Source organism: Aphanothece stagnina RSMan2012, from assembly GCF_046764815.1.
Classification (GTDB): Bacteria; Cyanobacteriota; Cyanobacteriia; order PCC-6307; family Cyanobiaceae; genus NIES-981.
The window spans coordinates 23,699-48,156 of record NZ_JBKOUC010000015.1; the positions used below are offsets into that span (position 1 = coordinate 23,699).

Consider the following 24,458-nt stretch of genomic DNA (forward strand, 5'->3'; position numbering starts at 1 on the left):
GGTGGAGTTGATTGATCCCTCGGGTCGGCCCGTGCGCGACCTGCCGATTCGGAGCCGGGGTCTGCTGGGCATGCTGGCCACCATCGCCCCGGAGCCCGTGACCCGAGCCCGGGCGGGAGAACTGCTTTGGCCCCAATCAAGCGCGGCTCACCAGGCCACCAGCCTCCGGCAGACCCTGGCCACCCTTCGAAAAGCCACCAACAACGCCCCTTTTTTGCGGGTGGGACGAACCAGCCTGACCCTGGAGATGCCTTTGCTCCAGATCAACCTGACGCACAGCCCCGACCTCCTGGCTCTGCACTCCGAACCCTGGTTTATCTTGCTCCGATCTTCCCTGACCGCAGCCCGGCAAACCGCCATTTTGACCGACGGGCGCGGGCGCGAGGACGCTGCGGTTCGATCGCTTGAGGACGTGCTGGAATGGACGGTGACTCATCAGCCGAACAACGCCTTTGGCTTGATTCGGCACGCCAACGATCTGGCGACCAACCTGGCACCGCATCGGGCTTTGGAGCTCAGTGATCGCGCTCTGAAAGCGGGTTCGCCGAGCCACCCCTTGCGCGGCTGGGCCTCATTTTTGCGCGCATGGGCGCTTTTTTATTGCAACGAGACCGCCGCTGCTTCGGAGGCGTTGCATCAGGTGCGTTTGTCGGCGATGCAACAACAGCAAGGCGAGCTCCTGGCGCTTTGTTCGTTTTTTGAAGCCGGATGCCTGATGTATCTGGGCGAGCTGAACCTAGCCGAAGCGCTCTGGCGTCCGGCCGCGCGATTGGATCCGGGGGTCTTGCGAGCCCGAGGCCATGTGCGTATGGTTCACAGCTTGGGCCTCATTGCCGGATGCCGGGGCCATTACGAATCGGGATTCGCGCAGCTCGTTCAGGCCGCCGAACTGGCCCGCACCCACGGAGAACCGTTTGAAGAAGCCTACGTGGCGGTCAACCTGGCTTGGATGGCGGCCTCCGTCGGGCACGACGAGACCGCTCGGTGGGCGCTGGAGCGATTTGTCGCCGCGGATACCGGAGCGTCGTGGCGATTTCGGCTCACCAGCGACCTGGCGCGTATTCACCTGGCGTGCGGCGAAGGTCGGCCAGGCACCGGACTCATCTTGGGGCACAGCGCTTTAGCAACCTGTGAAGCGAATCGAGCGCTGGGCTTTGAAATCTACGTGCGCGAAAGCCTGGCCCGATGCCACCTTCAGTTGGGAGACGAGACCAGCGCCCACGCCGAGCTCCGCCATGCGCAGGAGTGCCGCGCGATGAATCAGTGGGTTGTGGTTCCGTGGGATCGGGATCGCCTCGCCCGGGCCGGAGGCTAAAGCCAGGAATTACCGCCCCCGGTACTCCAGCAACCGTTCCACGTGCTTCGCCAAAACATCAAACTCCACGTTGACCCGGTCCCCCGCTTGCCGGGCGGAAAGCGAGGTGTTGGCCCACGTGTGGGGGATGATGGCGACTTCAAACGTGTCTTCCACCGGGCTGACCACGGTCAGCGAAACCCCATCGAGGCAGACCGAGCCCTTGTCAATCAAGTAACGACCGCCTCGATCGGGCACCCGGAAGCGCATCGTCCACGAACCTTCATGCTCGGCGATCGATTCCACCGTGGCCGTGGCATCCACGTGACCTTGCACAATGTGCCCGCCCAGCCGGTCGTTGGGACGCATGGCGCGCTCTAGGTTCACCGGCGAACCTGGGCGCAAGTCGCCGAGGGTGGTTCGGGCCAGCGTCTCCTCGCTCAAGTCAAACGTGAGAAGATTCGAGGCATCGGGAAGGTAAGTCAGGCACACCCCTTGAATCGCGATGCTTTCGCCTTCTTGCCAAGGATCATGGGCCGGGGGCCACAGGGGCGGGGCCACCACTTGCAACCGTAAGCCCTCCACCGCTTCAACCCGACCCACAACTTGCACCAATCCCGTGAACATGCCTGGGGGTGTACCTGCCGGGCGGGGCGATCCGTGCCAATTGTCCCCGGCCCGGGAAAACCCAGCAAAGATCGGTGGAGCACCGCCCCGACCTGCGCCGATAACCAGGACAGGAGACGCCCTCGCAACGGAAGGGAGGGCTGGAGCAAGTCAACGGTGTTCAACGGATTACGACAAAAAACCGGACTGCGCGTAGGGACGCAGGTACGGGTAGACCCGAAGGTGGTTCTGACCAGCCAGATTCTGCAACTCAGCGGGGCGGAGCTGGAGCAAGCCATTGAATCGGAGCTGATGGAGAATCCGGCCCTGGAGCGCATTGACGATTACGATGATCCGGTGCTGCAAGAGGAGATTTTGAGGGCCGTCGCGCCCGATCAACTCAAGCCAAGCGGCGAGAATCGAGAGCTTCAGCGCTCCCTGCCTCCCGATGGCCAAACCGATCACGACTGGGTGGATATGGCCACCAGCGTGGATAGCCTTTGGGATCACCTGATGGCCCAGCTCCGTTCTCGGCTGTCGGATGAGCTGCTTCCCGTCGGCGTTTACTACGTGGGGTCGCTCAACGAGCGTGGCTACCTCAACTGCACCGTAGAAGATGCTGCGCTCGACTGCGATGTGACGCTGGAAGAGGCTGAGGAGGCTTTGAAGGCGCTCAAAGACTGCGAACCCGCCGGAGTGGGTGCAAGCGATCTGCGCGAATGCTTGGCGCTGCAACTCCGCTCCCCGTCCACCGACGCCGAGCGCTTGGCTCGCATGATGGTGCGCAAATACTGGGATGAACTCGTCGCCCGCAATCGCCGGGCTCTGAGTCGGCAAACCGGAGCTCCGGATGAACTTGTGGAAGAAGCGTTTGAGGTCATTCTGGGCCTCGATCCCTTCCCCGGCGAAAGTTTTACCCGGCACCACGTTCCCCAGCGGCAAGAGCGGGTCGCCGCCGCCCAGCCCGACGTTGTGATTCTGTTGGACGAGTTTGGCTACGTCGTGGAGGTGCCTGGACCGTCGCCGATTCACCTTCGCGTGAACCGGGCCTACGAAAAAACCCGCCAACACATCGCCTCAGGGGCCAGCATCGACCCGGCCGAGAAACGGCACATCATGGAGTTCACCGATCGCGCCGAGCGATTTCTTGAAGCTCTGGGGCAACGGCGTAAGCAACTGGCGCAGGTCGGCAAGTACCTCATCGAGCGTCAGGGCGGCTTTGTGCGGACCGGGGAGTACCGCTTTTTGGTGCCCCTCACGCGGAGTCAGGTGGCGAAAGATTTGGGCGTTCACGAAAGCACAATCAGCCGGGCAACCAACGGCAAGTTCGTGCAAATTGTGACGAAAGATGTCATCAGCTTTGATGTGTTCTTTAAGCCCGCGCTCAGGGTGCAAAAGATGATCGAAGAGATTTTGGCGAACGAGAATCCGGACAGCCCGCTGAGTGATGAACGCATCGCCCAGATGCTGGCCGAGCAGGGGGTCGAAGTGGCGCGTCGCACGGTGAACAAGTATCGAGATCGCACCAAACTGCTCTCCAGCCGAATGCGTCGTTCGGCGTAACTCGTCGATTGCCAACATTCTTATCCGGCCAGCCTGGCGAGCCCAGTCCGGACTCGCCAGGCCGACTGGGGGCTTAGACCACCGAAACGTAGAGATCGGTTCGCCAGGTTGCGGGATCGCCGCTGCAATCGCCCCGGTAGATTTCAAAGGTCACTTGCCCCATGGGGCGCCCCAAAGCCGGAGCCGCCTCGCCCATGAAGCGCGACCAAGCATCACCGAGCCCGTCGTAGCTGCCGATATGGGCGGCCGTAATGTATTCACCGGCGGGAATCTGGGTGAGATGCAAAGCGCCCGGGTGTCCGGCGGGCAATTCAAAATCTTCTCCCACCAAAAACGAGGCATCGCTGCGCAGCTCGTGCGCCGGGGTCACCCCCGGATCATCGTAGTAGACGGCCAGACTTTCGCCGATGGCCAGTCCTTGACCGTGGACGTAGGCGGCCAACTTTTCAAAGGTCTGGGCAATTTCATGGTACGGGCCCACATGGCGCATGGCCAGCAAGTGGCGAAGGGGTTCATGAGTGAGGGTGGCTTGCATAGGCTTTCCGGGCGCAAGAACAAGAGGCCGTGGCCGAAAACCGGTCTCGGGATCCCAGTGAATGCCCGAAGCAGCCTGGATCTCCCACCGTCCATCGCGCGGACGGTAGTCGGAGGGGTTCATTTTCCAAACCGAGCGAAACGCCCGGGAGAACGCCTCCAGGGATTCATAGCCCGCCTCGAGGCTGACTTCTGAAACGTTCAGCTTGGAGTTTTGGAGCAGATACCCGGCTCGCTCCAGCCGGATCCGGCGCGAAAAATCGCCCGGGGATTCGCCCAGGGCGCCCCCAAAAATCCGACCGAAATGGAACCGGGAGAATCCACTGATTTCCGCCATTTCGGCCACCGAGGGCGGCGCATCCAGGCGGCTTACCAGAAGTTCAATGACCGCTTCCAGTCGAGCGCGATAATCGCGGGCGGTGTCTTGTCTCATGCCTGGAAAGATGATAAGCGGAGCGGAACCGCCGGGGTCTGATCAATTGTGCGCATTTTCCGGAACGGCACTCAGACTCTGGCGAGATGCTCAGCCGGCGCTTCGCTAGAATGAGCGTATGCCCGCAAAGCTCGATGCCAGGTTTGCTCCCGAACATAGCTTGGACGTCCGGGCCAAACGAACGCTGGATAGTCTTTGGCAGCGGGCCATGGCCCCGTTCACCCACGAGGAGCCGCTCCCCGCCCCAAGTGACGAAGAGCTCGCCTACGCCCAGGAAAAGGGCTACTGGCAACCCGACGAACGGGCCGGACACGATGCCACGATCGCCCGGCTGCTTACGGCCCGCGACCAAGTCGATCTCAGGCAGGCGGGTCGCGCGTTTGCGCTTGGACTCGCGTGGAATCGGCCCGACTGGTGGGGCATTCTGGGCAGTGCGGCCTTTGCCCGCCACTTGGTTCCTCACCCGAACACAGCGGGCGATCTTTCGTACGTGTGCGCGGTGTGTGGCCTTCCCCGCATCGAAGGTTCGCGAACCGATGAGCTTGCGTCTTGGTCACCGGGCGAAGATGTTTCCGGCCTCTTGATGAACGGTCCGATGCTCTCCGTCCTCCCGGTCACCAGCCACCTGAACTTCTTTGCCCGCTTTCCCCTTTTTCCCGCCCCGAATGAAGCGGAATGGGCGCGGGTCAAGCGCCTGCTCGAGATCTGCCGCGAGGCCGACCCCCGAACCACGGCCCCTCAGTTAGCCAAAAGCCTAAAGGAACTTGGGATCAAAAACCCCGAGCATCGCGTGAGGGTCGTCGAGATGCTGGCCGCCGCCGGGATCCTTGCCCCGCGGGACTCGGCCGGAGCCCCCATGAGCTACTTCCATCGCTGGATTGATTTCACCGAAACCCAGGTCGGGAACCCGCGCGACGATACGCAGTTCCCCGCTCGCGCATGGCGCGGCGCGCATGGGGTTGATGAAGACGCGGTGGAGTTTTGGTTTGGGGATGGAGCGCGTTAGGCCCCATCCCCAAAATCACCCTTACTTGCGGCGACGCCGAGCGGCCGCCAAAGCCCCCAACGCAAGCACCGTCAGGGTGGCCGGTTCCGGAACTGCTTCCGCACTCAATCGGGCGTTATCGAAACTCACATAATTCTCACCCGGGATCGTGCTTCCCGCAAATCGAATCGTCAGAAGCTGACCCACCACCGCGCCCGAAGTCGGCGAGGTGTAGGTGAGACTCAACTCGCTCATGCTGCTCTGGTTGATTTGCAGCGTCTGTCCCGCCAACAGGGTGCCGCCGGTGACCACACCGTTCAGCAAGGTTCCGCCCGCCCAAAGTTCGGCCGTGCCTCGCGTTGCCCCTCCCGAGCGGCCCATCAGGTACTGAAAGGTGTAAACGGTATCGGCCTGAACCGTCGCCGTCAGCTGCTGGGCAAAAGCATTGTTGGCATACGCAAACGCGATGTTGTTGCCATCTTTACCGGGCGCGCCTGTGTTCCAGACCCCTCGGTCGGCACCTCCGGTCGCGGTACTCGACCAGTCGGTGATCTGGGTCGGGGAATAGAAGAAGCTCCCGCTCCCGAGAGTTTGGGCCTCGAAACTGTGATTTGAGATGGTTATTGAGGTCGCGAACGACGCGGTGCTGAGGACAACCCCTACGAAAAGAAAAGCAATACGCATGAAACCATTATAAACATGTCCGACGCCCGCAAATCAAGTTTCCAAAGCTTTTGCGATTTTTCACGATTGAACGTCCGGTTTCCCGGCCGAATTGCCAGGGAGCGGTCAAATGAAAAATCCCCCGCTTCACCACCAACGGTGCAAACGGGGGACGGTTCAGCCCTGAGAAGCCAGGGCTTACTTGCGGCGACGGCGAGCGGCCAAGCCCAAGAGACCAGCCGCCAACACGCTCATGGTCAAGGGCTCGGGGATGGCATCCACCATGCTGATGTTGTCGTAAAACACGGTCGTGTTGCTAAGGTTGACGGCCGTGTTCATGAAGCCAAACTGGAAGATGTGACCCGTCCAGGCGTTGTCGATGGTGATGCTGAGGCTGCCGGTTGACCAACTCGTTGAAGCGTTGGTGGTAACAAACGTGGGGAACGAAACCAGCGCAAAGTTATTATTCGGGTTCAGCACCTTAAAGAACGCCTGAGCCGTGCTGACGCCACTGGGGCCATTCGTGCTCGACGCCTTGTAATCGAAGGTGAAGTTGAACGTGCGTCCCAGATCACCGGCGGCAATCGTGCGCTCTTGGAACACGTTGGACTCAATGGTTCGACCACTGCCGTTGGTGTGCTCGGGGTTGTTGTAGTCGTTGTAGATGCTCAGCTGGTTCTGGCCCTGCGTCGCTCCGCCCTCTCCGGTGACGATCGCGGAGAATCCGGGGCCGCCGTTGGGGGCCGGAAACACGCCGTAACCGCCGAAATAGGAGCCATCGGGATTGAAGACGTTGCCAAACACCCTCCAACCATCGCCGCCCAGAGCGGTCGACGAGGTGCGGTCCAGGCCTTCAAAATCCTGGGTGTAGTTGTTGATGAAGGCAAAGGCAGAAGTCGACACGGACACGGCCAACGCAAACATCATTGTTCGGGAAAAGCACACACTTCTCATGGTAAAACACATTGCGAAACGTTTCGCAACTTGATTATACATGGCGCTTGCGGTGATCATCGCAAAAACCAGTACTCTTACCAGGTCGGCCCAGGCTGGCGGCCAGGCGGGCGGAGGCACCCTCCCTCTCCGGCAGGTTAAATCCCGCTATGAACCCCGATGTGACACTGCGCCCGATGGCCCAGCACGACGCCCCGATGCTGTTTGACCTGGAGAGCCGACCCGAGGTCAACCGCTACCAGTCGTACGACGTTTTTGACCTTGAGCAAGCGGAGCGCTACGCTCGGGAAGCTGAGGAATCGTGGGCCAGCGGCGACTTTCCAACCTGGCAGGAGTTCGTGATCGAGGCCCAGGGTGCGTGGGCCGGGCGGATCGGTTTTGAACACGACGACGGACGCGCCACCGTGTGGTTCGCCATTCTTCCGGCGTTTCAGGGCCAGGGCATTGCCCGAGCCGCGCTCGCGCAGGTGGTTGAGCTGATACGGCAAGCCGGATTGACGGAAATTTGGGGCTACTGCGACCCGGACAACATCCCCTCGGCTCGGCTCATGCTGGCCTCTGGATTTCAGGAGCAAGCCCCCGAGGCATCCGGAGATCGGGCGTTTTGCTTGCCACTTCCTGGCGAGTGAGCTGCTCGATTCTCTCGTAGGTAAAGGTCGTGCGAATGATGTTGGCGAACGACCGCAGGGTGACTATCTAACCGGCCAAACCCAGAGGTAATCCTTGCTGAGTTCTATCTCGCTGGCCCTAGTGGGGCCCGCCGCAGCTTTGTACTTAGACACGAACATCCATTCCGAGGAATACTAGAACCCTTGCCGCGTTTCTAGTCGTTTAGACTTCCGGTCGAAGTAGAAGATTCTGTTATCTCCTGGCATACTAGGAAGATCTAGAGTCGAAAATGTGACCTGAGTTACACTGCTATAAATGCAAACGTATTTTGGTATGGGCACTGACACCGATCCAAACAGAGACTCCCAAGCGGTTGCTACGTCTGGATCTGTGCCGAGGCTCACATCTCCAATCAGCATCCAGCCTTCATCCTGCCACTCCAAACGAGCCACTGGTTCTGGCGATTTTCCGAACTTTATCTGAGCTCCACGCCCAACTTTAAAACTGGGAAGTGGACTTCCATCGGGGAGTGCTCGACCGTCCGAGAACACAGTAAAATCCTCCAGAATGAGTACTTCAGTGTTGAGCGGCATGTACTTACCAATCTTTCGCAGAGCTGTTTCAATTGGTGCCTCTGCTGGGGCTACCAAAAACGTCTGTGTACTTTTCGCCTTAGAATGGTCGGATGTAGTCTGAGTGATGGAACTACCGCTCCTCGTCTTTTTGGGAAGCGAACACCCTTGAATGATGCAGAATCCGAAGACAAATAGCGTCAGGACGGTCTTGAGCGCAAAGCTGCACCGAAACTGTGAATAAGCTTTCTGTTTCATGTCGGTAACAAAGGCTGCCACAACGTTTCCGTCACTTTACCCAGGCGGACAATGCTTGCAGTCAGCAAGCAACTTATTTGCTGGACAATAGTAGACTGAAAGTAAATCCAGCTTGCGAGAATGCTCGATGACACTCGATTTCATTGAGGTCAAAGACAAGTGGGCATCCAGACGAAAAAAGCCGAGTCGCCCAATCCCGCTCCCAGACCTTTGTTTCTATCGTAATTCGTTCCACGGCTGGAGGCCTCATGCCCGCTCAAGGTGATCATAAAACAAGCCAGCGCCTACGGATAAAAGATGGCCAAAGGAAACACCAACTTGGTTCAGATGGGGTTCAGTCCTGGATGCTTCCGTATGACTCGGCAAGAAGACTAAATCCATTTAGATCCTTGATGCTGCTCGCAACTGATCGATGCCGTTCTAACGTTTTAGGCGAGATCGGAAATCTACAAGGCTTTCCATACGCGGTGGAAATTGTAGCAAACAACCAAGAATAAACAACTGTACTTCCTATCGAATTAAGGGCCCTCGTTAATGGCGGCATGTGAACCGCATCGGCAGCCTGCACAACCTGCATTACATGATCGAAAACTTGATCGCTCCGATCGCTAATCATAATAGAAAAAAGCCACGCCTTGAAAGAAGTTAGATCATCAAAGTGCCAAATTTCAGAATCCAACATGCGAATCAGAAAGTCCTGATCAGCCTGAGGGGCAACGGCGTCAACTGCATGTAGGAGGATGGTCAGCTCTAGATCGAACTCGGAAGCGTTTGCGTGAGTACAAATGCGTTCCAATTCAGGAATCCAGCGCGTGCAAAGACTGGTTACCTGTTCCACCTCGTCCTGCGCCAGATGACCCTCTCGCTCTCGCAATCGAGGCAGATGCTCCAGCCAAAAGCTCGAGTCAATCACGTCAATGCTCCCAGAATCTACATCGGTCATTTTCATTCAGCTTCTTCAAACCATTACGTTTACAGTACTTGTAGCACTCGTCACAGGCGTGTTCGCGTTGCCACCGAAGGGTACCTGGAATAACGTGCCTATAACATCCATTCATAAACGATCTGCAGTTTCGATAGCGCCGCCCTTTCGGTATACTTTTGTCGGAAGGTCGCGGCGTACCTCGTCTGGGGCCGCTAGCAGGTCTACTGGCCGGTGTAGGCGGGCGCATTACCGGGCGTGGCATTACGGGCGGAGGTAGGACGGGGGTAGGCGTCGGGAGAACCGGCGGCGTAACTGGGGTCGGCCTAGGGCAACCCCTGAATGCTACAACCAGACAGGCCAAGCATCCTAAAGCGGCAGCTCCACACCCAATTTGCGAATGCGGAGGAAGCGAGGCAATATAATCTTTGGTGCAGTCCCAAAACTCCTCTTCGCCGGCTAATTGCCCGCAGGCGATCCAGACACCAGCCGCACATGCCGCTGAGGTTCCGCACGCTATGGCACAAGCAATAGGCACCCACTTACCCGTTGGGTCGGCCCAACTCGTGACGCGCCCTGTGGCATAACTTAGCGCAGCCTCCGTCGGCCAGAGCGGATCGACGCTTGTCCACATCCCCATGGTGAAGCCGTAATGACGGGCGCGGACGTAGTGACTTACCCACTCCCGCCGAGTTTCACGGTAGCCAAGGCCCCCCACCCAGCCAAAGCGACCCACATCATTCCATTCGGCCCGGGTTTCGCCGTAAGGGTCGTAGCTACGGTCGGCGGTCAGCCAGCCATCTTTGTAGGTCGCAACCACCGAACCCAACGCATTGGTTACTACCGTAACGTCATCCGTTATCCGCCCCTCGTCGGTTGTAATTCGGCGTCGGATGCGGCCATTGGCCGTGATGTAAGTGTTTACGGGCATGTCAACTGCGCTCCTGCAAGTAGTCGGTGCCATCCCACACAAGCGTCGTGGTTCCGGCGGAAGTGATCTCGGCCCGCTTCAGGCCATCGGCAGAATAGGTGTAGGTGGTCAAGGTTCCGTTAAGGTTATGAACCACCATCCTGTTCTCTTTATCATACACCATGGTGATCGTGCCCGGGTTCACGGATGCTTCAAATTGTCCAATTTGCGTTGACTGGGGAAGCGGAACATCTTTCACGTGCGTCTTCTAGCGATCCGCTCCAAGAACTGACCCCCGACGGATTGAGTCGAGATAAAGGTCAGCTCTCAATACGAACATGACCTAACCCCCTCGATGGCCTGATATTCATTCGGAATACAAAACTCGGAGCTTTCCTCAGCAATAGCAACAGATTACGGAGCATGAGCCGATTCAACGCATTGCAAGTCAGGTGAGCCCAGGGCTCGCACAAGTGCCGGGCGACCGCTACGATGTTTTGCCAGGCGATGTGAAAAATCGCCGGTGTGATCTCCAACGAAAGCATGGAGCCGCGCAGGAACAAAGTTACAGGCTGTATGTACAGTTCCACCGAGGAGAAGGGAGATATGATGAGACACAGTTCAGATTAATTATCTTTCGCTCGACGCCACAAAAGCGGAATGCCTGTGGTAGTCTGCGCGGCCATGGGAAGAGTCCGCGCCCTTCTTCTTGTTCTCGCCGCTTGCTTGGCCGTGGGAGCGCATGCCGCACCAAAGGATAAGGTTGCCATCCTCGTCCGCAAGAAAACATACGCGTTGCTGGGCAACGAGATCCGACAATACAAAGCCGATGTTGAAAAGCGATTTCCGGTGACGCTGGAAATCGTTGAAGGCACCTGGACGACTCCGGCTCAAGTGAGAACGAGCGTCAAATCCCTCCACCAAAACAAGCAGATTTCCGGCGTGATTCTTGTCGGAGCGATGCCCATGCATCGGTTCCACATGCACGACTTCGACAACCCGAACCCTCTTTACTACGAGGACTACGATCTCAAATTCAAAGATCGAGACGGGAACGGGATTCCTGAGACCTATATCGGAACTCCGCAGTTAAAGGTTTGGGTGGCCAATCTCAGGGGAGTTGAGGGAGAAACCGACGATGGGATCGAGGTATTGCGCAGATTTTTGAGAAAAACGCATGCCTATTACACCGGTAAGCTCAAGATTGAACCCAGAGCCCTGGCGGTGACCGATTCAGATTGGCCGGAAGGCGCGAATCAGTTCTCCGCAAATGTTGGACAGAAGCTTTTTGGTCAAGATGGCGTGGACGTACTGAACTCCCAAGAGGCGACACCAAAAACGATCTACGGTGCCTTTGCCCGGCGTGCCTATACGATGTTTTATGTGCAGCTTCATTCGTCGCCTCTCGAGCAAGAAACCAGCGCGGGCCCACTGAGATCGAAAGACATCGCCAACATCGCAAACGGCGCACTCTTTACCGTCAATCACGGTTGCTCGAACTGCAACTGGATGAAGAACCAGTCTGTAGAACGGGGGCGGAATACCGGCATGAGTTGGGTATTTGGCAAAGGCATTGGCCAGGCGTTAGTTGGTAACGTTCGCGTCGGAATGGTCTACGGACAAGAGGCCTTGTACGAGCGAGTTCTCGCGGGAGATTATTTGGGAAGAGCCTACTTCGCCCTCAAAGCCTCGGCTGAAGCCGAAATGCACCGTGAGTACCCCAAGGGCGATACCGTGTCTGGCGTCTTGTTTCTTGGCAACCCTTTCCTGACGATTAAGCCAAAGGCTCTCGATCCGAAAACAGGAACTCTCCACAACTTGATTTACGGGCCGTCTTCGCCCAACACGTGTGAGGATCTGCGCTAAGGGCGGGCTTGTCGGGGGCACGAGAAAGCCAACTGCATGCCCGCGTCCGTGCGTGGAAACAGAACGATCCTGCTGGTGGCGAAGAAGGCGGTCTTCTAAATCCACCGTATGACCCACGTAAAACCGCCCCGACGAAGCGGACTCAAGAATGTAAACCGTGAACACGGTAAGGATGAGAAGTCTGGTGGAGGCGAGGGGACTCGAACCCCTAACCCCCTGCTTGCAAAGCAGGTGCTCTCGCCATTGAGCTACGCCCCCAGATTGTCAGTTTTTGAGATCGTAGCCCCCCTGTCCCGTCAAGGACGGGATGCTCTCGCCACCCAGCTACGCCCCCAGATTGTCAGTTTTTGAGATCGTAGCCCCCTGTCCCGTCAAGGACGGGATGCTCTCGCCACCCGGCTACGCCCCCATCGAGCGGACGAGCTTTTCACAAAGTCCGACGTCGATCGCAGAAATTATGGGCGATGAGCGGTGCATTCGCTAGGCCGCCCGCATCAAACCAAGCCTTACGGTCGCAGGCGAATCATTCCGAAACAATTTCCTGAACTCGCATCGCCACAGTTATGAGGCAGCGTGTTGTAGCCGGTCGCCGCCGTAGATCTACACAATCGAACCCGCCGAACCTGGGGCTCGAGAGCGCGAGTGAAGTTCCATCCGCCCTCGGAGTTGCGGCGGGCCACCCACGATCCTTTTGGGTAGGCCATCAAACATTGCGGGTCTCCCGAACTCAAACCGCCCGGGATGTTGATGGTCGATTTCAGTTCGGTCGGCCTGTTGGCGTAAGGCGAGCCATCCGCATTCAGCAGCCGGTCAAGAGGGGTGAGGACATGGGGGCTTTCGCCCGGAAATTCGGGGCCGTGGTGTTCGGCTCCGCAGGCATGCGCCAATTCGTGCGCAATTGTGTCCACAACCATCCCCACCGGGTCATCCACCGCATTGCGGGTCACATCAATCCGCAAAACATTGGCGGGCCACCGATTAGCCTCGTCGTGCCCGTTCCGGAAGACGGTATGGCCAATGACCCCAGGCGCAATGGGGGTATCGACAAACTGCATCACAAGCCCAAATTGCTTGACTACTTGACCCTCTTCGGAATTGAAGTTCAGCTGGCGATCTTTCAGTTCCGGGTCGTTCACTTCCACCACATCCACGCCCGAAGCAGTTTTGAAAATTGCCTGTGCCTCTTGGTAGGTTCCGGTGCGATTGTTGACCGCAATCTCTTTGGTTTTTGGGTCGAGCCGTCGATGTGCCCCCTTCGCAAACAGACCGCGATACTCCTCGTATCGCGAAAGACCATCTCCCCGATAGGCGTTGCCATCCACACTCTCATCGTCATCCAAGTCGCCTCCTGTCGCGGCAAAAGCCGTCGCGATGCGGCTCCCGGGCTGACGATGGGGGATCAAGATGTCAGGCTCTCCGGTTTTGAGCTGACCAGTCAATTCTTGGCCGCCCGGCAGGATGGCCCGCACCTCGACGGTGGTAAAGCCGCCGAAGTCGTAACTCGTGAGGACAGCGGTCGTGACGGGGCCCGCCGTGGCCAAATCAAAGGTGATCGACTGACCCTGATCCGCCATCACGCCTTTCGGGTTTTGCGCGGGGCTGAACTGGAGATCCGGGTCGAGGCGCGGACTCTCCAAGGGCGCATTGATGGCCGCGCCAGGTTCGCGGCTTGTATTGATGAGCTTGAATTCCACCTTCTCTGGGGTGATCTGGCTCGGAGAACCGTCTTCATTGAGCACCCGGGCCCGCAGGTTGATCGTGTTGCCGGCCGCCCCGGTGGGGCCGCCGGCTTCGGGCATCCACTCGCGGTGCCCGGGAATCTCCACCTCCAGCTTCATGGGCTTGGGGTCGGCGGTCAGCGTCCAAGCTTTGGTCAAGTTAGGCGAAAACACCTGATCGAAAAGCTGGAGCCGCAATGGCAAAGTCCGCTGACCCCGAATGGTGTTGCCTTGAGCGGGCAAAGCAAAGGGCCGCCCGTCCAGGCTGGGCATTCCCATGGCCGCTGCATCCAGCGTCGCTTCGACGGCTAAGGGGTAGCTAGGCCCCCACTCCAGTAGATCTGCCCCCTGATTCTTGATCGTGATCGAATTGAGAACGCGCGTGAAAACGGGCGCCGGGTTTGGGGTACCCGTCACCCTCGTATTGAGCCGATCTCCGGGGATATACGTTGAAGTCGTGACGTTGTACGGCACGATCAACTGCTCTTGCGCTTCAATGATGAGCGCGTAAGTGCCACGACCGAGGTCCAAGGTCAGCGTCGCCGGACGCGAGAGCGTCTTTGCGCTGCGGTGCTTCCCAAACTCATGGCGGTTGGAAGAGCCCCCCGATCCGCTTGTTACCTCCCGCCGGGAGAATTCCACCTCCCATTTCAGTTGAGCCTCACCCCGAAAAGTGAGAACCTGGCCTGCGACCGACTTTTGGTTGAGATTCAGATTCAGGGTTATCGAATCTCGACCCGAAACTTGTTTCTCACTTCGCAACCCGCCATCCCCTTCCTCAATCGCCGCGTAACTGCCCCCTGATTCCAGGGTCACGCGACCCCCAAATGTCTTCGCCCCCAGCCATCTTGAAGCCTGAGGCGAAGCCAGCAGAGCGGCAAACGCGGGAGAGGGGAGGGGCTCGCTCGGCGTCACCAGGCCCGTTCCGAGCACGATCAATGACGAGATCATGCATAAATCATAGCAAAGCATTGCCCCGATTTCCGCAACAAAATGAGGCCAGATTCTCCGTGGTGGCCGTGAATCAACAACCTTAACATTTGTGTGGCTAAGATGAATCGGTGACGAAGTTCGATGTTGTGATTGTCGGGGCGGGGATTGCGGGGCTCTCGCTGGCGTGGCACCTGCATCGCGCCGGACAATCCGTCTGCGTCCTCGAACGCTCGGTGCGGGCCGAAGGCGCAAGCGTCCGCAATTTTGGAATGGTTTGGCCGGTGGGACAGCCAAACGCCGAGATCGAGGCCCTGGCGCTGCGCAGTCGGGAGCTCTGGCAAATCGCGGCGGCCGAAGCGGGTTTTTGGCACCGCGCTTCTGGCTCGCTTCACCTGGCCTATGAAGACGAGGAGATGGCCGTCTTGCGCGAATTTGCCGCTGATTCTGCTGACCGACTTCCCCGCACCCTCCTCTCACCCGAGCAGGCTCATGCTCGCTGCCCCGCCATTCGCCGCGACGGACTTAAGGGAGCGCTCTTGAGCGAAACCGAGCATGCGGTCGATCCACGAGAGGTCGTTCACCGCCTCGCCTCTTCGCTCGCTTCTGCGGGGGTGACCATCCGCTTTGGAGCCACCGTCACCCGCATCCGCTCCGGACAGGTGACTCTGGCCGGGGGAGAAACCGTGCGTGGATCAGCGGTGGTGATTTGTGCAGGCCCGGCTTTGTTTGAACATTTGGGCGTGCAAGCTCAGGCGGCCGGAATCGATCTTTGCCACCTGCAAATGCTGCGCCTGACCCCCAAACCCAAGCGCCAAGAACTCGGCATTCACCTCTGCGCCGGGCTCACGCTCGATCACTACAAGAACTTTCGCGACTGCCCGTCGCTTCCTTCCGTACGCAAACTTCACGCCCAAAAATGGCCTGACCAAGTCGCGCACGGCATCCACATTCTCGTTGCCGAACATGGAGACGGCTCGCTGACCGTAGGCGACAGTCACACTTACGGGCGGGCACACCCCGTGTACGGCGAGCAAGCGGTGGATGAACTCATCTTGACCGCCATGGACGAGTTCTTACCGCGCGAAAACTACACCGTTCATCAGCGATGGATCGGCACTTACCCCACCCATCCCACACTGCCCTTTTGGCAATCTCAGGTGGATGATGGCGTGTGGGCGCTCAACCTTTTTGGCACCGGCATGACCCTTTCGTTCGGAGTGACCGAACGCCTGAAATCGGAGATCTTGATCAGCGCATGAAAACGAAACTCGTCGTCTTCGACCTTGCCGGAACCACCGTCCGGGATACCAATACCGTGGGTGGTGCGCTCCAGGCGGCCTTGGCAGAATTCGGTGTAGCGGCTTCCATCGCCGAAGTCAATGCCGTGATGGGGATTCCGAAACCGGTGGCCATCGCGCACTTGTTGGCCGCCCACGGCACAACAGGCGATGTCGAAGCGATTCACGCTCGATTCCAAAGCTTGATGATCGAGATCTACCGCACCGATCCCGGCATCGACGAGATTGAGGGAGCCACCCAAGTGATGGACCAAATCAAGACGGCTGGACTTAAAATCGCGGTGGATACCGGGTTCGATCGTGCCATTACCGATGTCGTGATCGGGCGGATGCCGTGGCGCGATCTCATCGATGATTCGATTGCGAGCAACGAAGTCGCGCAGGGCCGGCCTGCTCCGGATATGCTCCTGGCCTTGGCGGAGCGGCAAGGAGTCACCCCCGCTGAAATTGCGAAAGTTGGCGATACGCCCTCCGATATCCAGCAGGGCCGGGCCGCCGGGGCCGGATTCGTGGTGGGCGTGCTGTACGGAACCCACACCCGTGACCAACTGGCGGCTCACGAACCGGACGCCATGATCGAGCACCTATCCGAACTTCCGGGCCTGATGCTTTAAGAGGAGGCCCGTCCCCAGGGCAACCACGGCGCACATCACCCCAAGACCCGAAAGCGACATGGCCCAACCCAGGTTTTGGGCCAGGCTCCCCACGGCACACCCGCTCAAAATGCCGCCGATGTAGCCCACCCCGTCGATGAGCCCGGCCGCGCTGGCCGCCTTTTGCGAGCCCCCAAAATCAAGTGATGTCGCGCCCGCCAGCAGCGAATAGGGGCCGATCAGGCAAAAGCCGATCAGGCCAACCAGTCCCACAGTCACCGCCGGATTGAGCCCAGGCACCTGCCCCAAAATGCCAAGAAGCACGGCGGTCAAGCCTAATCCGTAAGGCACCACGGCCAACCGCCGCATGGGATTCGTTTCTCGGGCGATTCGGTCACTGAAGGCCCCCACCGCCAGCACGCTCAGACCCCCAAACAGGGGGAAGATGGAGCTGGCCTGACCGGCCGCCGCCTTGGCGAGCCCGGCGGCTTCGTTGAGATAGGTGGGCGTCCATTCGTTAAATGTTTCGCGGAGCAGGGTGAAGCAGAACGAGAGGAAGCACACCATCCAAAAGTCGGGACGGGCAAAGATCGATCCTCCGCCCGATGCGGTACCGCTTTGAATCGGGGCCGTGGCGGGCACCATCTCGGCGCCCTCGGGGCGTTCACGAAGCAACCAAACCACCGGAATCGCGATCAATCCCAGACCCATAGCCGACCAGACAAACAGCTGCGACCAGGTTGCCCCCAGGCCCACCCAATAGCCCAGCAGCAATCGGCTAAGAAAATCGCCAAACAGGTAGCTCAGGCTCACGACCGCCATGGCCAGCCCGTATTTTTGCGGGGTAGACCACTGGCTCACGATCCTCACCATGCCACCCCAGCCGGCGCTCTGGACAAATCGATTGGCCGACCAGGCCAGCATGAACAGCGGCGGCCCCCCTAAGCCAAACAAAAGCGTGAACGCGATGGCCCCAAACAATCCGTACAAAAACAGCGGCTTTCCACCCCACTTATCGGCAAGCGGGCCGTGGATGAACTTCCCCAGGGCATACAACAAAGTTCCGACCGAGGCGATGAGCCCCAACGCCGCTTTATCGAGCCCCGGCACCGTCTCGAGAAGGAGCGGCTTGGCCACACTAAAGTGGGAACGGCACAGGTAAAAGCCCGAATATCCAATCACCAAAAGGGCGATCATCGTCCAAAACTTTCGTGAGGCCACGGGGCATTTTTTTCGCCTGAGGTTAAGGCAAGGTCAAGAGCGGCAAGGCCCATCGCCGAACATCTGGGAACTGAACCCCCGGGTGCTTGCCGTAATCCCTGGCATGCGCACTTGGCTGCTGTCTTTGATTGCCTTAGGATCGATCTCGTTGGGAATCGCCCAAGCTCCCGAGCGAGGCGCACCCTTGCCCCGAAAAGGCGTGTTCGGCGCTGCGTTGGCCCCGGTGGCGGCCCAGGGCGGCCAGCCGGGCGGACTTCGCATTACCGCGATTAGCCCCGGGCTCACCGCCGAGCGTCTCGGCCTGAAAGTCGGCGATATCGTGACCGAAATTGCGGGTGAACCCACTCCGGCCGCACCCGCTCTCAGTGGAGCCCTCCGCAAAAAGAACGCGGGCGATTCCATCACCGTACGATTCATTCGCGAAGGTCAAGCGAGCCAAGGCCAAGCCGCTTTGGTGGCCCGACCGCAGCAACGACCTGACGGGTTCCGCGTGCATTACGACCAAGTCGTGAGTCAAGGCAAGCGCATTCGCATCATTGCCACCCATCCCGAAGGCAGCGGGCCCCACCCCACCATCTTCCTGATCGGAGGGATTGGTGCCTACAGCTCAGACGGTGACTTTGCGACCGCTCCGTACGGAAACATTCTCGGCCCTCTGGCAAAGTCGGGATATGCCACGGTGCGCATCGATAAGCCCGGGCAAGGCGACAGTGAAGGCCCAACTTACACCGAACTGACCTACACGGTGGAGCGCGACGCCTATCTGCAAGCGTTGCGCCTGGCCAAGACTTTGCCATTTGTCGACAAGAATCGCATCGCCATTTTTGGCCACAGCATGGGCGGTTCATTTGGCCCGCAGGTGGCCGCTCAAGAAAGTGTGCGCGGACTGATTGTCCACGGCACCCTGGCCCGCACTTGGTACGAGTACACCCTGGAGAACTCCCGGCGACAAATGGAACTCGGCGGAACGCCGCCGGCTGTGGTCAGCGAGCAGATGATCCCGCTTGCCCGGGTCATGCACTACCTGTTCAACGAAGGCAAGTCTCCGGCCGAGATCAAGACCGCCCACCCGGATCTCGCCGCGGCCGTTAACGGCATGATCCCCGATGGCCGCACCTATTCCGGCGTTGGCCTCCCGTTCTTCCAAGAGCTCGCCAAAGAAAACCTTGCCGCCGCCTGGCAGAATCTGGGTGAGACCCAGGTGCTGGCCTTGTACGGTGAGAACGACTTTATCAGCGGCATCACCGATCACCAAGACATCGCCCGGTGGGTCAATGCGCGCCGCCCCGGCACGGCGACATTCACGCTCGTTCCGCAAAGCGATCACGGATTCAACCAGACCAGCTCTCCGCGCGACAGCATGGAAAAGTGGGGCCGACCCGGCGCGACTTTCAACTCGAACATCATCGACATCTTGAAGTCGTGGCTGGAGAAGACGCTGAAGTAAGGATCTGCCTTGCTAAGCTACGACGCTCCCCCGAGGAAGTGCCCCTTCCTTGCGGGGAGCGAGTGTTTTGGGCGCCCGCAATCAATTCAAACGTCGTCGCGCGAGACGCCCAGACTCTCCTCGTTCCAGCCTTTCAGCCAGTAGAGAGTGATGCCGATGATCACAATCCAGCTCGCCGCGATCGGTAACAGGTTAGGCACCAGGGCTTCGGTTCCGGAAAGAAGGTAGCTCCGACGATTCCAACGCCGCCCGACGTAAATCATGTCCTGTTGAAAGATCGCCGACAGCAGGTTGGCTCCCGTCAAAAAACCGGCGACGGGGTAGGCCAAAACCATGAAAGGGGCATTGATCAGCGGGCTAAACGTGCGTCGATGACGCTTCCACCACTTCCCCATTGCATGATCACCTTGGGTGGGCGGGAGAGATTCCAGTCTTCGAACGCCGACCACGTGCTTCCCAAAGACGTCGAGACGAAGCACATCGCCCGGCTTGAGACCCCGTGCTTCATCGAGCTCCGCTAAGTAGTCGTGAATGCGGCCACCCCGATGGCTCACATGAAGGATGATGTGCGGTCCCATCACCGCCGGTCGCGTGATTTCAGCCACCGTAACCCCGTACATCCGGCGGGCCAAAAACTTGGGATCGTATCCACGGAGAACAGCAACTTCGAGCGCAGCGGCCGCCACACCAACCGGAATGGCAATGCCCACCAAAGCCACCGAGAGCGTTCTCCAAAACTGCTGAACGGCCGGATCGAGATCGTACGGCTCCTGAAGATCGGTCAAGTCGAAGAGGATGCCAAGCGCGAAAAAGAGCGCGAGCGCGCAGAGAATGTGCACCCAAAAAAGCGGCGTGCGAATGCGAACTTTGCTCGGATCCACAGGGTTTGTAAACGGAGCTCGTGGGCCAGAAGTTGCGGAACAAAGAGAAAAAGCTCCCTGGCCAGCACGGCCGCCAGGGAGCTTTGTGATTGGCCTTAGCGTGACCGACCGAAGGCCGCCGCGCGTGGGAAGTACTTATCCCGCAGTTGCGTATGCTTGCTGACCATGGGCCGGGGCTGACCTTCGACAAACACGTACCGAATGGTCGTTGTCAGTTGGAACGGATCGCCATCGGTCACCACAAGGTTGCCTAGCCGCCCGGTTTGCAGCGAACCCAACTTATCCGAGACTCCATAGACCTCCGCCGGAGTGAGCGTCAGCGATCGGAGCGCATCTTCAAACTTCAGGCCGAAGGCGCAGTGCTGACCCACCCGAACCGCCAGATTCATCACGTCGGCCGGACCGCCCGATCCAAAGCAGAACCGCACTCCTTCGCGGGCAAGAATGCCAGCGGTCACATAGGGGGTGTCATAGGGTTCCCATGGGGCATCGGGGGAGTTGGCCCCCAATACCACCCGACCCGCAGGAGTCAGGATCACCGGGATGTTGTTTTCCCTCAGCAGCTTGGCTTCTTTCCAGGCTCCGCTTGCCCCCCGCAGCACCACGTTGAGGTTGTATTTCTTGGCCACGGCCACCGCAGTTCTAATCTGCGACGGTGTTCGTGCCGCCAGCACCATCAAACGCCGTTGGGTCAGGTACGGCCGCATCGCCTCGTGCTGTAGGTTCAGCCCAACGCCCGGCTTCTTGGCATCGCGGTCGCGGTAGTACTGAAGTGCATCTTCAAAAATGCGCTCCAGCGAACCCGCGGCAGCGGCTCCGCCACCCGCCGGAGTCGGCTCCTCTTGCCGCGCCCCCAACAGATCGTAGAACTGGGCCCGCTGCGCGGCCGTGAGATCTTCATCCCCTTTCAGTTCTTTCAGTTCTGCGGCCACGTCGTGGTTGTGACTATGCTCCTCCTCGACGATGCAGGTGCCATCGGCGGCGTGGTCATGGTCATCGGCGCCCCCCATTCCCAGCAAGCGAGAGGCATCGGCAATCGCATCGCACGCATCGAAAGCCAGAGGGTTGGTGCCGCCACCAGGCAGCTGAACCATCAGGCCCGCCTTGCGCGACATCGTGAGCTCCTCGGGGGTGAAGCCCCAGGTGTGGATGACCGCGCCTTGCCCCGAAACCGTTCCGAACGCCGGGCCCGTGAACACGTTGGTAATGCCCGCGTATCGCGCCGGACCGTAGTGGGCGGATTCCACCCACAAGGCCGTCGCCGCATCCAAATCGGGCTGCACCGTTCCGAGTTCGGTGTTGTCCATCATCGTCGCGACGGGACTGATCTCGCCCAGACCCATCGTGCTGTAGGCATCAAAGAATCCGGGGAAAACGCTCAGCCCCCGACCATTGATCACCGTCGCGCCGCTCGGAACGCGCACGTTGGTGCCCACTTCGGTGATCTTCCCACGCGAGATCACGATCGTCCCGTTGGCGATCGGAGCGCGACTGACTGGGTACAGCGTCGCCCCGACAATCGCATACGTATCGTTTACGCGCGGAAGGGGAGCTTCGCCCACGTTCTGTTGGCGCGGAAGATCACGCACGAGGTTGGCCATGCGATCGATCCGGAAGGCGTCGCGCCGCTCAAAGTAGACCTCGCCTTCGATCATGGTCATCGAACACTGGCTGTAAGGGCTAAGCGGGTGGCCGGCCCAGAGCACCAGGTCGGCGTCCTTGCCCACTTCGATACTCCCCGTGCGATGGTCGATTCCCAACTGTTTGGCCGGGTTGAGCGTGATGGTGCGCAGGGCCTGTTCCTCGGTGAACCCGCCAAACCGCATGGTCTTGGCCGCGTCCACATTGAGGGCCGTGGTGCCGCTGGTGCCATCGGTGTTGATGGAAACATTGACCCCCGCCGCCTGGCAAATGGCGGCATTCCACGGAATCGCGTCGTAGCCCTCGACCTTAAACGACCAATTGTCCATAAAGATCGAGATCCCCACTCCCGCCGCCGCGAGTTCGGGCGCGATTTTGTAGCCTTCCAGCGCGTGTTGTAGCGCCCCGATCTTAAAGCCGAACTCCTGGCTCAGCCGGGCCATCATCAGCATCTCGTCGCTGCGGTAGCTGTGGCATTGCACCCAGACCTTCTTGTCCAAGATATCAACCAAGCCTTCCAGCCTCAGGTCGCGACGCGGTCTCACCTTGGTCTTCCCGGCCCGAAAATCGGCCCAGGTTTGGCGATAGACCTGCGCATCTTGGAAGGCGCGGCGATAGACCGCTTCCACCCCCATTCGGCTCAGTGGGAATCGGCGCTCTCCGGTTCCCGTGCTGTTCTTTCGGGTGACGTTTTCGCCCAGGGCAAACTTCACCTGACGCGGCGCATCGGGAATCAAGCCTTCGCGGTTGGGCCGCATGAATTTGTACTTCATGACCAGGCTTTCGCCGCCGATCGCGTTGGCGCTGCCGTGCAGCACCATGGCCGTGGTGTGTCCACTGGCCAGAGCCTGCCAAACGTTCAGAGCCGAAAGATTCTGAACGTCGCCAATGCGAACCTCGTTCGTGATGCTTTCTGCCCCTTCGTTGGTGCCGTCACTGCCTCGGTGACTGTGGCCATCCACAATGCCGGGGGTCATGGTGCGACCAGCCGCTTCGATCACGCGGTATCCGGCCGGAGCGGTGAGGTTTCGACCGATCGCCACGATCTTGCCGTTGGTGATCAAGACATCGGTGTTCTCTAGGGTGCCGCGCACGGCGGTCATCACCCGCGCTCCCTTGATCAGGCAGTTGCCGCCCGTGCGAGCCGCGGGAATCCGGTGCGAATCCAACTCGTACGGAAACGGCCAGTTGGGGCCGCCCGCCGCCGGGGTCGTCTGGGCAACGGCGCTGAGCGCCAGGGCCAGCAGGCCACAACTTCCGATCAACTTAAGTTTCATCACTTCGCCTCCGGAGCCAGAACGGGGCGGCCCCCTACCCAAACGCGCTCTACCGACGACTTCTCATCGGCAAAGTCTCCCGACATCAGCACCAAGTTGGCGCGCATCCCCACCGCGACCTTGCCCAAGCGATCCCCGACCCCGAGCAGGCTGGCGGCGTCACTGGTGAGTGACTTCAAAGCTTGACCCCGACTCAATCCGCGGCCAATACGGGCCCGCACCAAGGACAACAGATTTGCCATCGTGCCGTCGGAAGAAAAGGCGAATGTCACGCCCGCCCGTTCCAGAGCTTGGTCGCCCAAGGCGATCTCACGCCAACGGGTCACCCGCTCCTCGCGCCATTCCATCGGGCTCGCATCTTGATTAAGGGTGTCCGCCGGAATGGTGGTGGAAGGCGGCGTCCCGGGGTCGGCGCTCAGGATGACGGGAATCTTCTTTTCGGCCAGCAGGGTCGCGACCCGGCCGGCCTCGCGTCCGCCCACAATCACCAACCGGAATCCGAACTCCTCGCTGATCGCAATGGCCCGTTCGATTTCTCGCGCCTGGTTGGCCTCAAAATAGACCACCATCTCGCGCCGAATGACCGGTTGCAGCGCCTCGAGCGAGGCCATCCACGCGGGCTTGGTATTGCCTTCGTAAAGCACCGCGCCTTCGTTAAGCGCCTGAGCGTCGGCCAAAACCTGACGAAGCAAGGCGATGCCGCCCAGCAAGTTGGTGGGATAACCCGCCCCGGCACCCAACCGGAACGACATCGCGCTCCCGCAGGCGGGGTTCAGTACCCGATCCGCGGCATCGGCGGGCAAAAGATCAAGCAGTGCGGTCACGCCGCGCATGCCGCCCCGGGTTGGGCTGATCATGGTCGTCGTAACGCCACTGGCCCATCGCGCGCGGTCGGGCGCAAAGTCAAGATTCTCGGCCACTCGGAACTCGGGGGTGATTCCTTTCCGGTTCCCGATCCAGAAGTCAGCGGGAGCCGTGGTGCCTTGTCCGGGTCGGGCCGCCACCGTCGGAGGATCGCTGGCCTTGATCCCCCGGCTGCTAAAGCCATCAAAGAACCCGGGATACAGGGTTTTTCCCGCCCCGTCAATCACTTCAATCCCAGTAGGAGCCGCCGCCCCGGGTCGGATCTCGCTGATCCGCCCATCGCGCACCACAACCACGGCGTTGGAAACCACGTCGCCGGTTCCCACTTCCACCCGAACGTTGGTGATGGCAAATGCAGTCGGCTGGGGAGCCTGCGTTTGCGCTGCCACCCCGGCCACCGTAGCCATGAGGGATAG

19 protein-coding genes, 1 tRNA gene and 1 pseudogene are annotated in these 24,458 nt (G+C 59.7%); 8 read left to right on the forward strand and 13 right to left on the reverse strand.

Annotation, left to right across the window (positions count from 1 at the left end):
- The first annotated feature begins 31 nt into the window (after window positions 1-31).
- Window positions 32-1,315 carry a tetratricopeptide repeat protein gene (locus ACLNEE_RS11165; RefSeq protein WP_412007102.1) on the forward strand — a complete coding sequence of 428 codons (1,284 nt, stop codon included), beginning with the start codon at window positions 32-34 and terminating at the stop codon, window positions 1,313-1,315.
- A 9-nt stretch (window positions 1,316-1,324) separates the two neighbouring features.
- Here ACLNEE_RS11165 and ACLNEE_RS11170 read toward each other — a convergent pair whose 3' ends face one another.
- Entirely contained in the window at window positions 1,325-1,921 is a 597-nt protein-coding gene (locus ACLNEE_RS11170; protein WP_411421339.1) for a riboflavin synthase, read from the reverse strand.
- A 156-nt stretch (window positions 1,922-2,077) separates the two neighbouring features.
- On the opposite strand from ACLNEE_RS11170, the gene rpoN reads away from it, so the two are divergent.
- On the forward strand, window positions 2,078-3,463 hold the full coding sequence (gene rpoN, locus ACLNEE_RS11175; RefSeq protein WP_411421340.1) for an RNA polymerase factor sigma-54: 1,386 nt from the start codon (window positions 2,078-2,080) through the stop codon (window positions 3,461-3,463).
- Between the two features lie 73 nt (window positions 3,464-3,536).
- Here the strand turns inward: rpoN and ACLNEE_RS11180 are convergent, their stop codons facing one another.
- Window positions 3,537-4,430 (reverse strand): AraC family transcriptional regulator, encoded by an 894-nt coding sequence (locus tag ACLNEE_RS11180; protein WP_411421341.1) that lies wholly within the window; start codon window positions 4,428-4,430, stop codon window positions 3,537-3,539.
- Between the two features lie 208 nt (window positions 4,431-4,638).
- Here ACLNEE_RS11180 and ACLNEE_RS11185 point away from each other — a divergent pair, with 208 nt between their 5' ends.
- A complete protein-coding gene (locus ACLNEE_RS11185; protein WP_411421342.1) occupies window positions 4,639-5,436 on the forward strand; it encodes a hypothetical protein in 798 nt (265 codons plus the stop codon).
- Between the two features lie 21 nt (window positions 5,437-5,457).
- On the opposite strand, the gene ACLNEE_RS11190 is transcribed toward ACLNEE_RS11185, so the two are convergent.
- Both ACLNEE_RS11190 and ACLNEE_RS11195 read right to left on the reverse strand, forming a co-directional pair.
- The gene (locus ACLNEE_RS11190) at window positions 5,458-6,099 is read right to left on the reverse strand and encodes a PEP-CTERM sorting domain-containing protein (RefSeq protein ID WP_411421343.1); all 642 of its coding nucleotides are present in this window, start codon (window positions 6,097-6,099) and stop codon (window positions 5,458-5,460) included.
- Between the two features lie 177 nt (window positions 6,100-6,276).
- The gene (locus tag ACLNEE_RS11195) at window positions 6,277-7,092 is read right to left on the reverse strand and encodes a PEP-CTERM sorting domain-containing protein (protein WP_411421344.1); all 816 of its coding nucleotides are present in this window, start codon (window positions 7,090-7,092) and stop codon (window positions 6,277-6,279) included.
- An 89-nt stretch (window positions 7,093-7,181) separates the two neighbouring features.
- Between ACLNEE_RS11195 and ACLNEE_RS11200 the strand changes: the two genes are divergently transcribed.
- On the forward strand, window positions 7,182-7,661 hold the full coding sequence (locus ACLNEE_RS11200) for a GNAT family N-acetyltransferase (RefSeq protein ID WP_411421345.1): 480 nt from the start codon (window positions 7,182-7,184) through the stop codon (window positions 7,659-7,661).
- 1,144 nt (window positions 7,662-8,805) lie between these two features.
- Here ACLNEE_RS11200 and ACLNEE_RS11205 read toward each other — a convergent pair.
- Window positions 8,806-9,420 carry a hypothetical protein gene (locus tag ACLNEE_RS11205; RefSeq protein ID WP_411421347.1) on the reverse strand — a complete coding sequence of 205 codons (615 nt, stop codon included), beginning with the start codon at window positions 9,418-9,420 and terminating at the stop codon, window positions 8,806-8,808.
- A 905-nt stretch (window positions 9,421-10,325) separates the two neighbouring features.
- Window positions 10,326-10,508, reverse strand: coding sequence for a hypothetical protein (locus ACLNEE_RS11210; protein WP_412007103.1), 183 nt, complete (start codon window positions 10,506-10,508; stop codon window positions 10,326-10,328).
- A gap of 521 nt (window positions 10,509-11,029) precedes the next feature.
- Here ACLNEE_RS11210 and ACLNEE_RS11215 point away from each other — a divergent pair.
- Entirely contained in the window at window positions 11,030-12,169 is a 1,140-nt protein-coding gene (locus ACLNEE_RS11215; protein WP_412007149.1) for a hypothetical protein, read from the forward strand.
- A 63-nt stretch (window positions 12,170-12,232) separates the two neighbouring features.
- Here ACLNEE_RS11215 and ACLNEE_RS11220 read toward each other — a convergent pair.
- The 3 genes and pseudogenes from ACLNEE_RS11220 to ACLNEE_RS11230 all read right to left on the reverse strand — a co-directional run.
- Window positions 12,233-12,334, reverse strand: a pseudogene (locus tag ACLNEE_RS11220) (GIY-YIG nuclease family protein); the annotation flags it as partial.
- 17 nt (window positions 12,335-12,351) lie between these two features.
- Window positions 12,352-12,427: transfer RNA gene (locus ACLNEE_RS11225), tRNA-Ala, on the reverse strand.
- Between the two features lie 248 nt (window positions 12,428-12,675).
- Complete coding sequence (locus tag ACLNEE_RS11230) at window positions 12,676-14,703, reverse strand: hypothetical protein (RefSeq protein WP_412007104.1); 2,028 nt, start codon at window positions 14,701-14,703, stop codon at window positions 12,676-12,678.
- A 245-nt stretch (window positions 14,704-14,948) separates the two neighbouring features.
- Here ACLNEE_RS11230 and ACLNEE_RS11235 point away from each other — a divergent pair, with 245 nt between their 5' ends.
- A complete protein-coding gene (locus ACLNEE_RS11235; RefSeq protein ID WP_412007105.1) occupies window positions 14,949-16,079 on the forward strand; it encodes a TIGR03364 family FAD-dependent oxidoreductase in 1,131 nt (376 codons plus the stop codon).
- Window positions 16,076-16,732, forward strand: coding sequence for an HAD-IA family hydrolase (locus ACLNEE_RS11240; RefSeq protein WP_412007106.1), 657 nt, complete (start codon window positions 16,076-16,078; stop codon window positions 16,730-16,732). Before ACLNEE_RS11235 ends, ACLNEE_RS11240 begins: the two co-directional genes overlap by 4 nt.
- Here ACLNEE_RS11240 and ACLNEE_RS11245 read toward each other — a convergent pair.
- A complete protein-coding gene (locus tag ACLNEE_RS11245) occupies window positions 16,703-17,908 on the reverse strand; it encodes an MFS transporter (RefSeq protein ID WP_412007107.1) in 1,206 nt (401 codons plus the stop codon). The genes ACLNEE_RS11240 and ACLNEE_RS11245 overlap by 30 nt on opposite strands.
- A 127-nt stretch (window positions 17,909-18,035) precedes the next feature.
- On the opposite strand from ACLNEE_RS11245, the gene ACLNEE_RS11250 reads away from it, so the two are divergent.
- Window positions 18,036-19,379 carry an alpha/beta fold hydrolase gene (locus ACLNEE_RS11250; protein ID WP_412007108.1) on the forward strand — a complete coding sequence of 448 codons (1,344 nt, stop codon included), beginning with the start codon at window positions 18,036-18,038 and terminating at the stop codon, window positions 19,377-19,379.
- A gap of 86 nt (window positions 19,380-19,465) precedes the next feature.
- Here the strand turns inward: ACLNEE_RS11250 and ACLNEE_RS11255 are convergent, their stop codons facing one another.
- The 3 genes from ACLNEE_RS11255 to ACLNEE_RS11265 all read right to left on the reverse strand — a co-directional run bounded on the left by ACLNEE_RS11255 (window position 19,466) and on the right by ACLNEE_RS11265 (window position 24,449).
- Window positions 19,466-20,260, reverse strand: a complete 795-nt coding sequence (locus ACLNEE_RS11255) for a hypothetical protein (protein ID WP_412007109.1) — start codon at window positions 20,258-20,260, stop codon at window positions 19,466-19,468.
- A 95-nt stretch (window positions 20,261-20,355) separates the two neighbouring features.
- Window positions 20,356-23,178: an amidohydrolase family protein gene (locus ACLNEE_RS11260; protein WP_412007110.1), complete on the reverse strand. Its 2,823-nt coding sequence runs from the start codon at window positions 23,176-23,178 to the stop codon at window positions 20,356-20,358.
- Window positions 23,178-24,449 carry an amidohydrolase family protein gene (locus tag ACLNEE_RS11265; protein WP_412007111.1) on the reverse strand — a complete coding sequence of 424 codons (1,272 nt, stop codon included), beginning with the start codon at window positions 24,447-24,449 and terminating at the stop codon, window positions 23,178-23,180. Before ACLNEE_RS11265 ends, ACLNEE_RS11260 begins: the two co-directional genes overlap by 1 nt.
- Between the last annotated feature and the right edge of the window lie 9 nt (window positions 24,450-24,458).

What these genes read in the sequence shown, in the direction of transcription:
- ACLNEE_RS11170 (WP_411421339.1), bottom strand. Translation starts at nt 1,921, where the DNA reads ATGTTCACGGGATTGGTGCAAGTTGTGGGTCGGGTTGAAGCGGTGGAG.
- ACLNEE_RS11180 (WP_411421341.1), bottom strand. Translation starts at nt 4,430, where the DNA reads ATGAGACAAGACACCGCCCGCGATTATCGCGCTCGACTGGAAGCGGTC.
- ACLNEE_RS11185 (WP_411421342.1), top strand. Translation starts at nt 4,639, where the DNA reads ATGGCCCCGTTCACCCACGAGGAGCCGCTCCCCGCCCCAAGTGACGAA.
- ACLNEE_RS11190 (WP_411421343.1), bottom strand. Translation starts at nt 6,099, where the DNA reads ATGCGTATTGCTTTTCTTTTCGTAGGGGTTGTCCTCAGCACCGCGTCG.
- ACLNEE_RS11195 (WP_411421344.1), bottom strand. Translation starts at nt 7,092, where the DNA reads ATGATCACCGCAAGCGCCATGTATAATCAAGTTGCGAAACGTTTCGCA.
- ACLNEE_RS11200 (WP_411421345.1), top strand. Translation starts at nt 7,182, where the DNA reads ATGAACCCCGATGTGACACTGCGCCCGATGGCCCAGCACGACGCCCCG.
- ACLNEE_RS11205 (WP_411421347.1), bottom strand. Translation starts at nt 9,420, where the DNA reads ATGAAAATGACCGATGTAGATTCTGGGAGCATTGACGTGATTGACTCG.
- ACLNEE_RS11240 (WP_412007106.1), top strand. Translation starts at nt 16,076, where the DNA reads ATGAAAACGAAACTCGTCGTCTTCGACCTTGCCGGAACCACCGTCCGG.
- ACLNEE_RS11245 (WP_412007107.1), bottom strand. Translation starts at nt 17,908, where the DNA reads ATGATCGCCCTTTTGGTGATTGGATATTCGGGCTTTTACCTGTGCCGT.
- ACLNEE_RS11250 (WP_412007108.1), top strand. Translation starts at nt 18,036, where the DNA reads ATGCGCACTTGGCTGCTGTCTTTGATTGCCTTAGGATCGATCTCGTTG.
- ACLNEE_RS11260 (WP_412007110.1), bottom strand. Translation starts at nt 23,178, where the DNA reads ATGAAACTTAAGTTGATCGGAAGTTGTGGCCTGCTGGCCCTGGCGCTC.
- ACLNEE_RS11265 (WP_412007111.1), bottom strand. Translation starts at nt 24,449, where the DNA reads ATGGCTACGGTGGCCGGGGTGGCAGCGCAAACGCAGGCTCCCCAGCCG.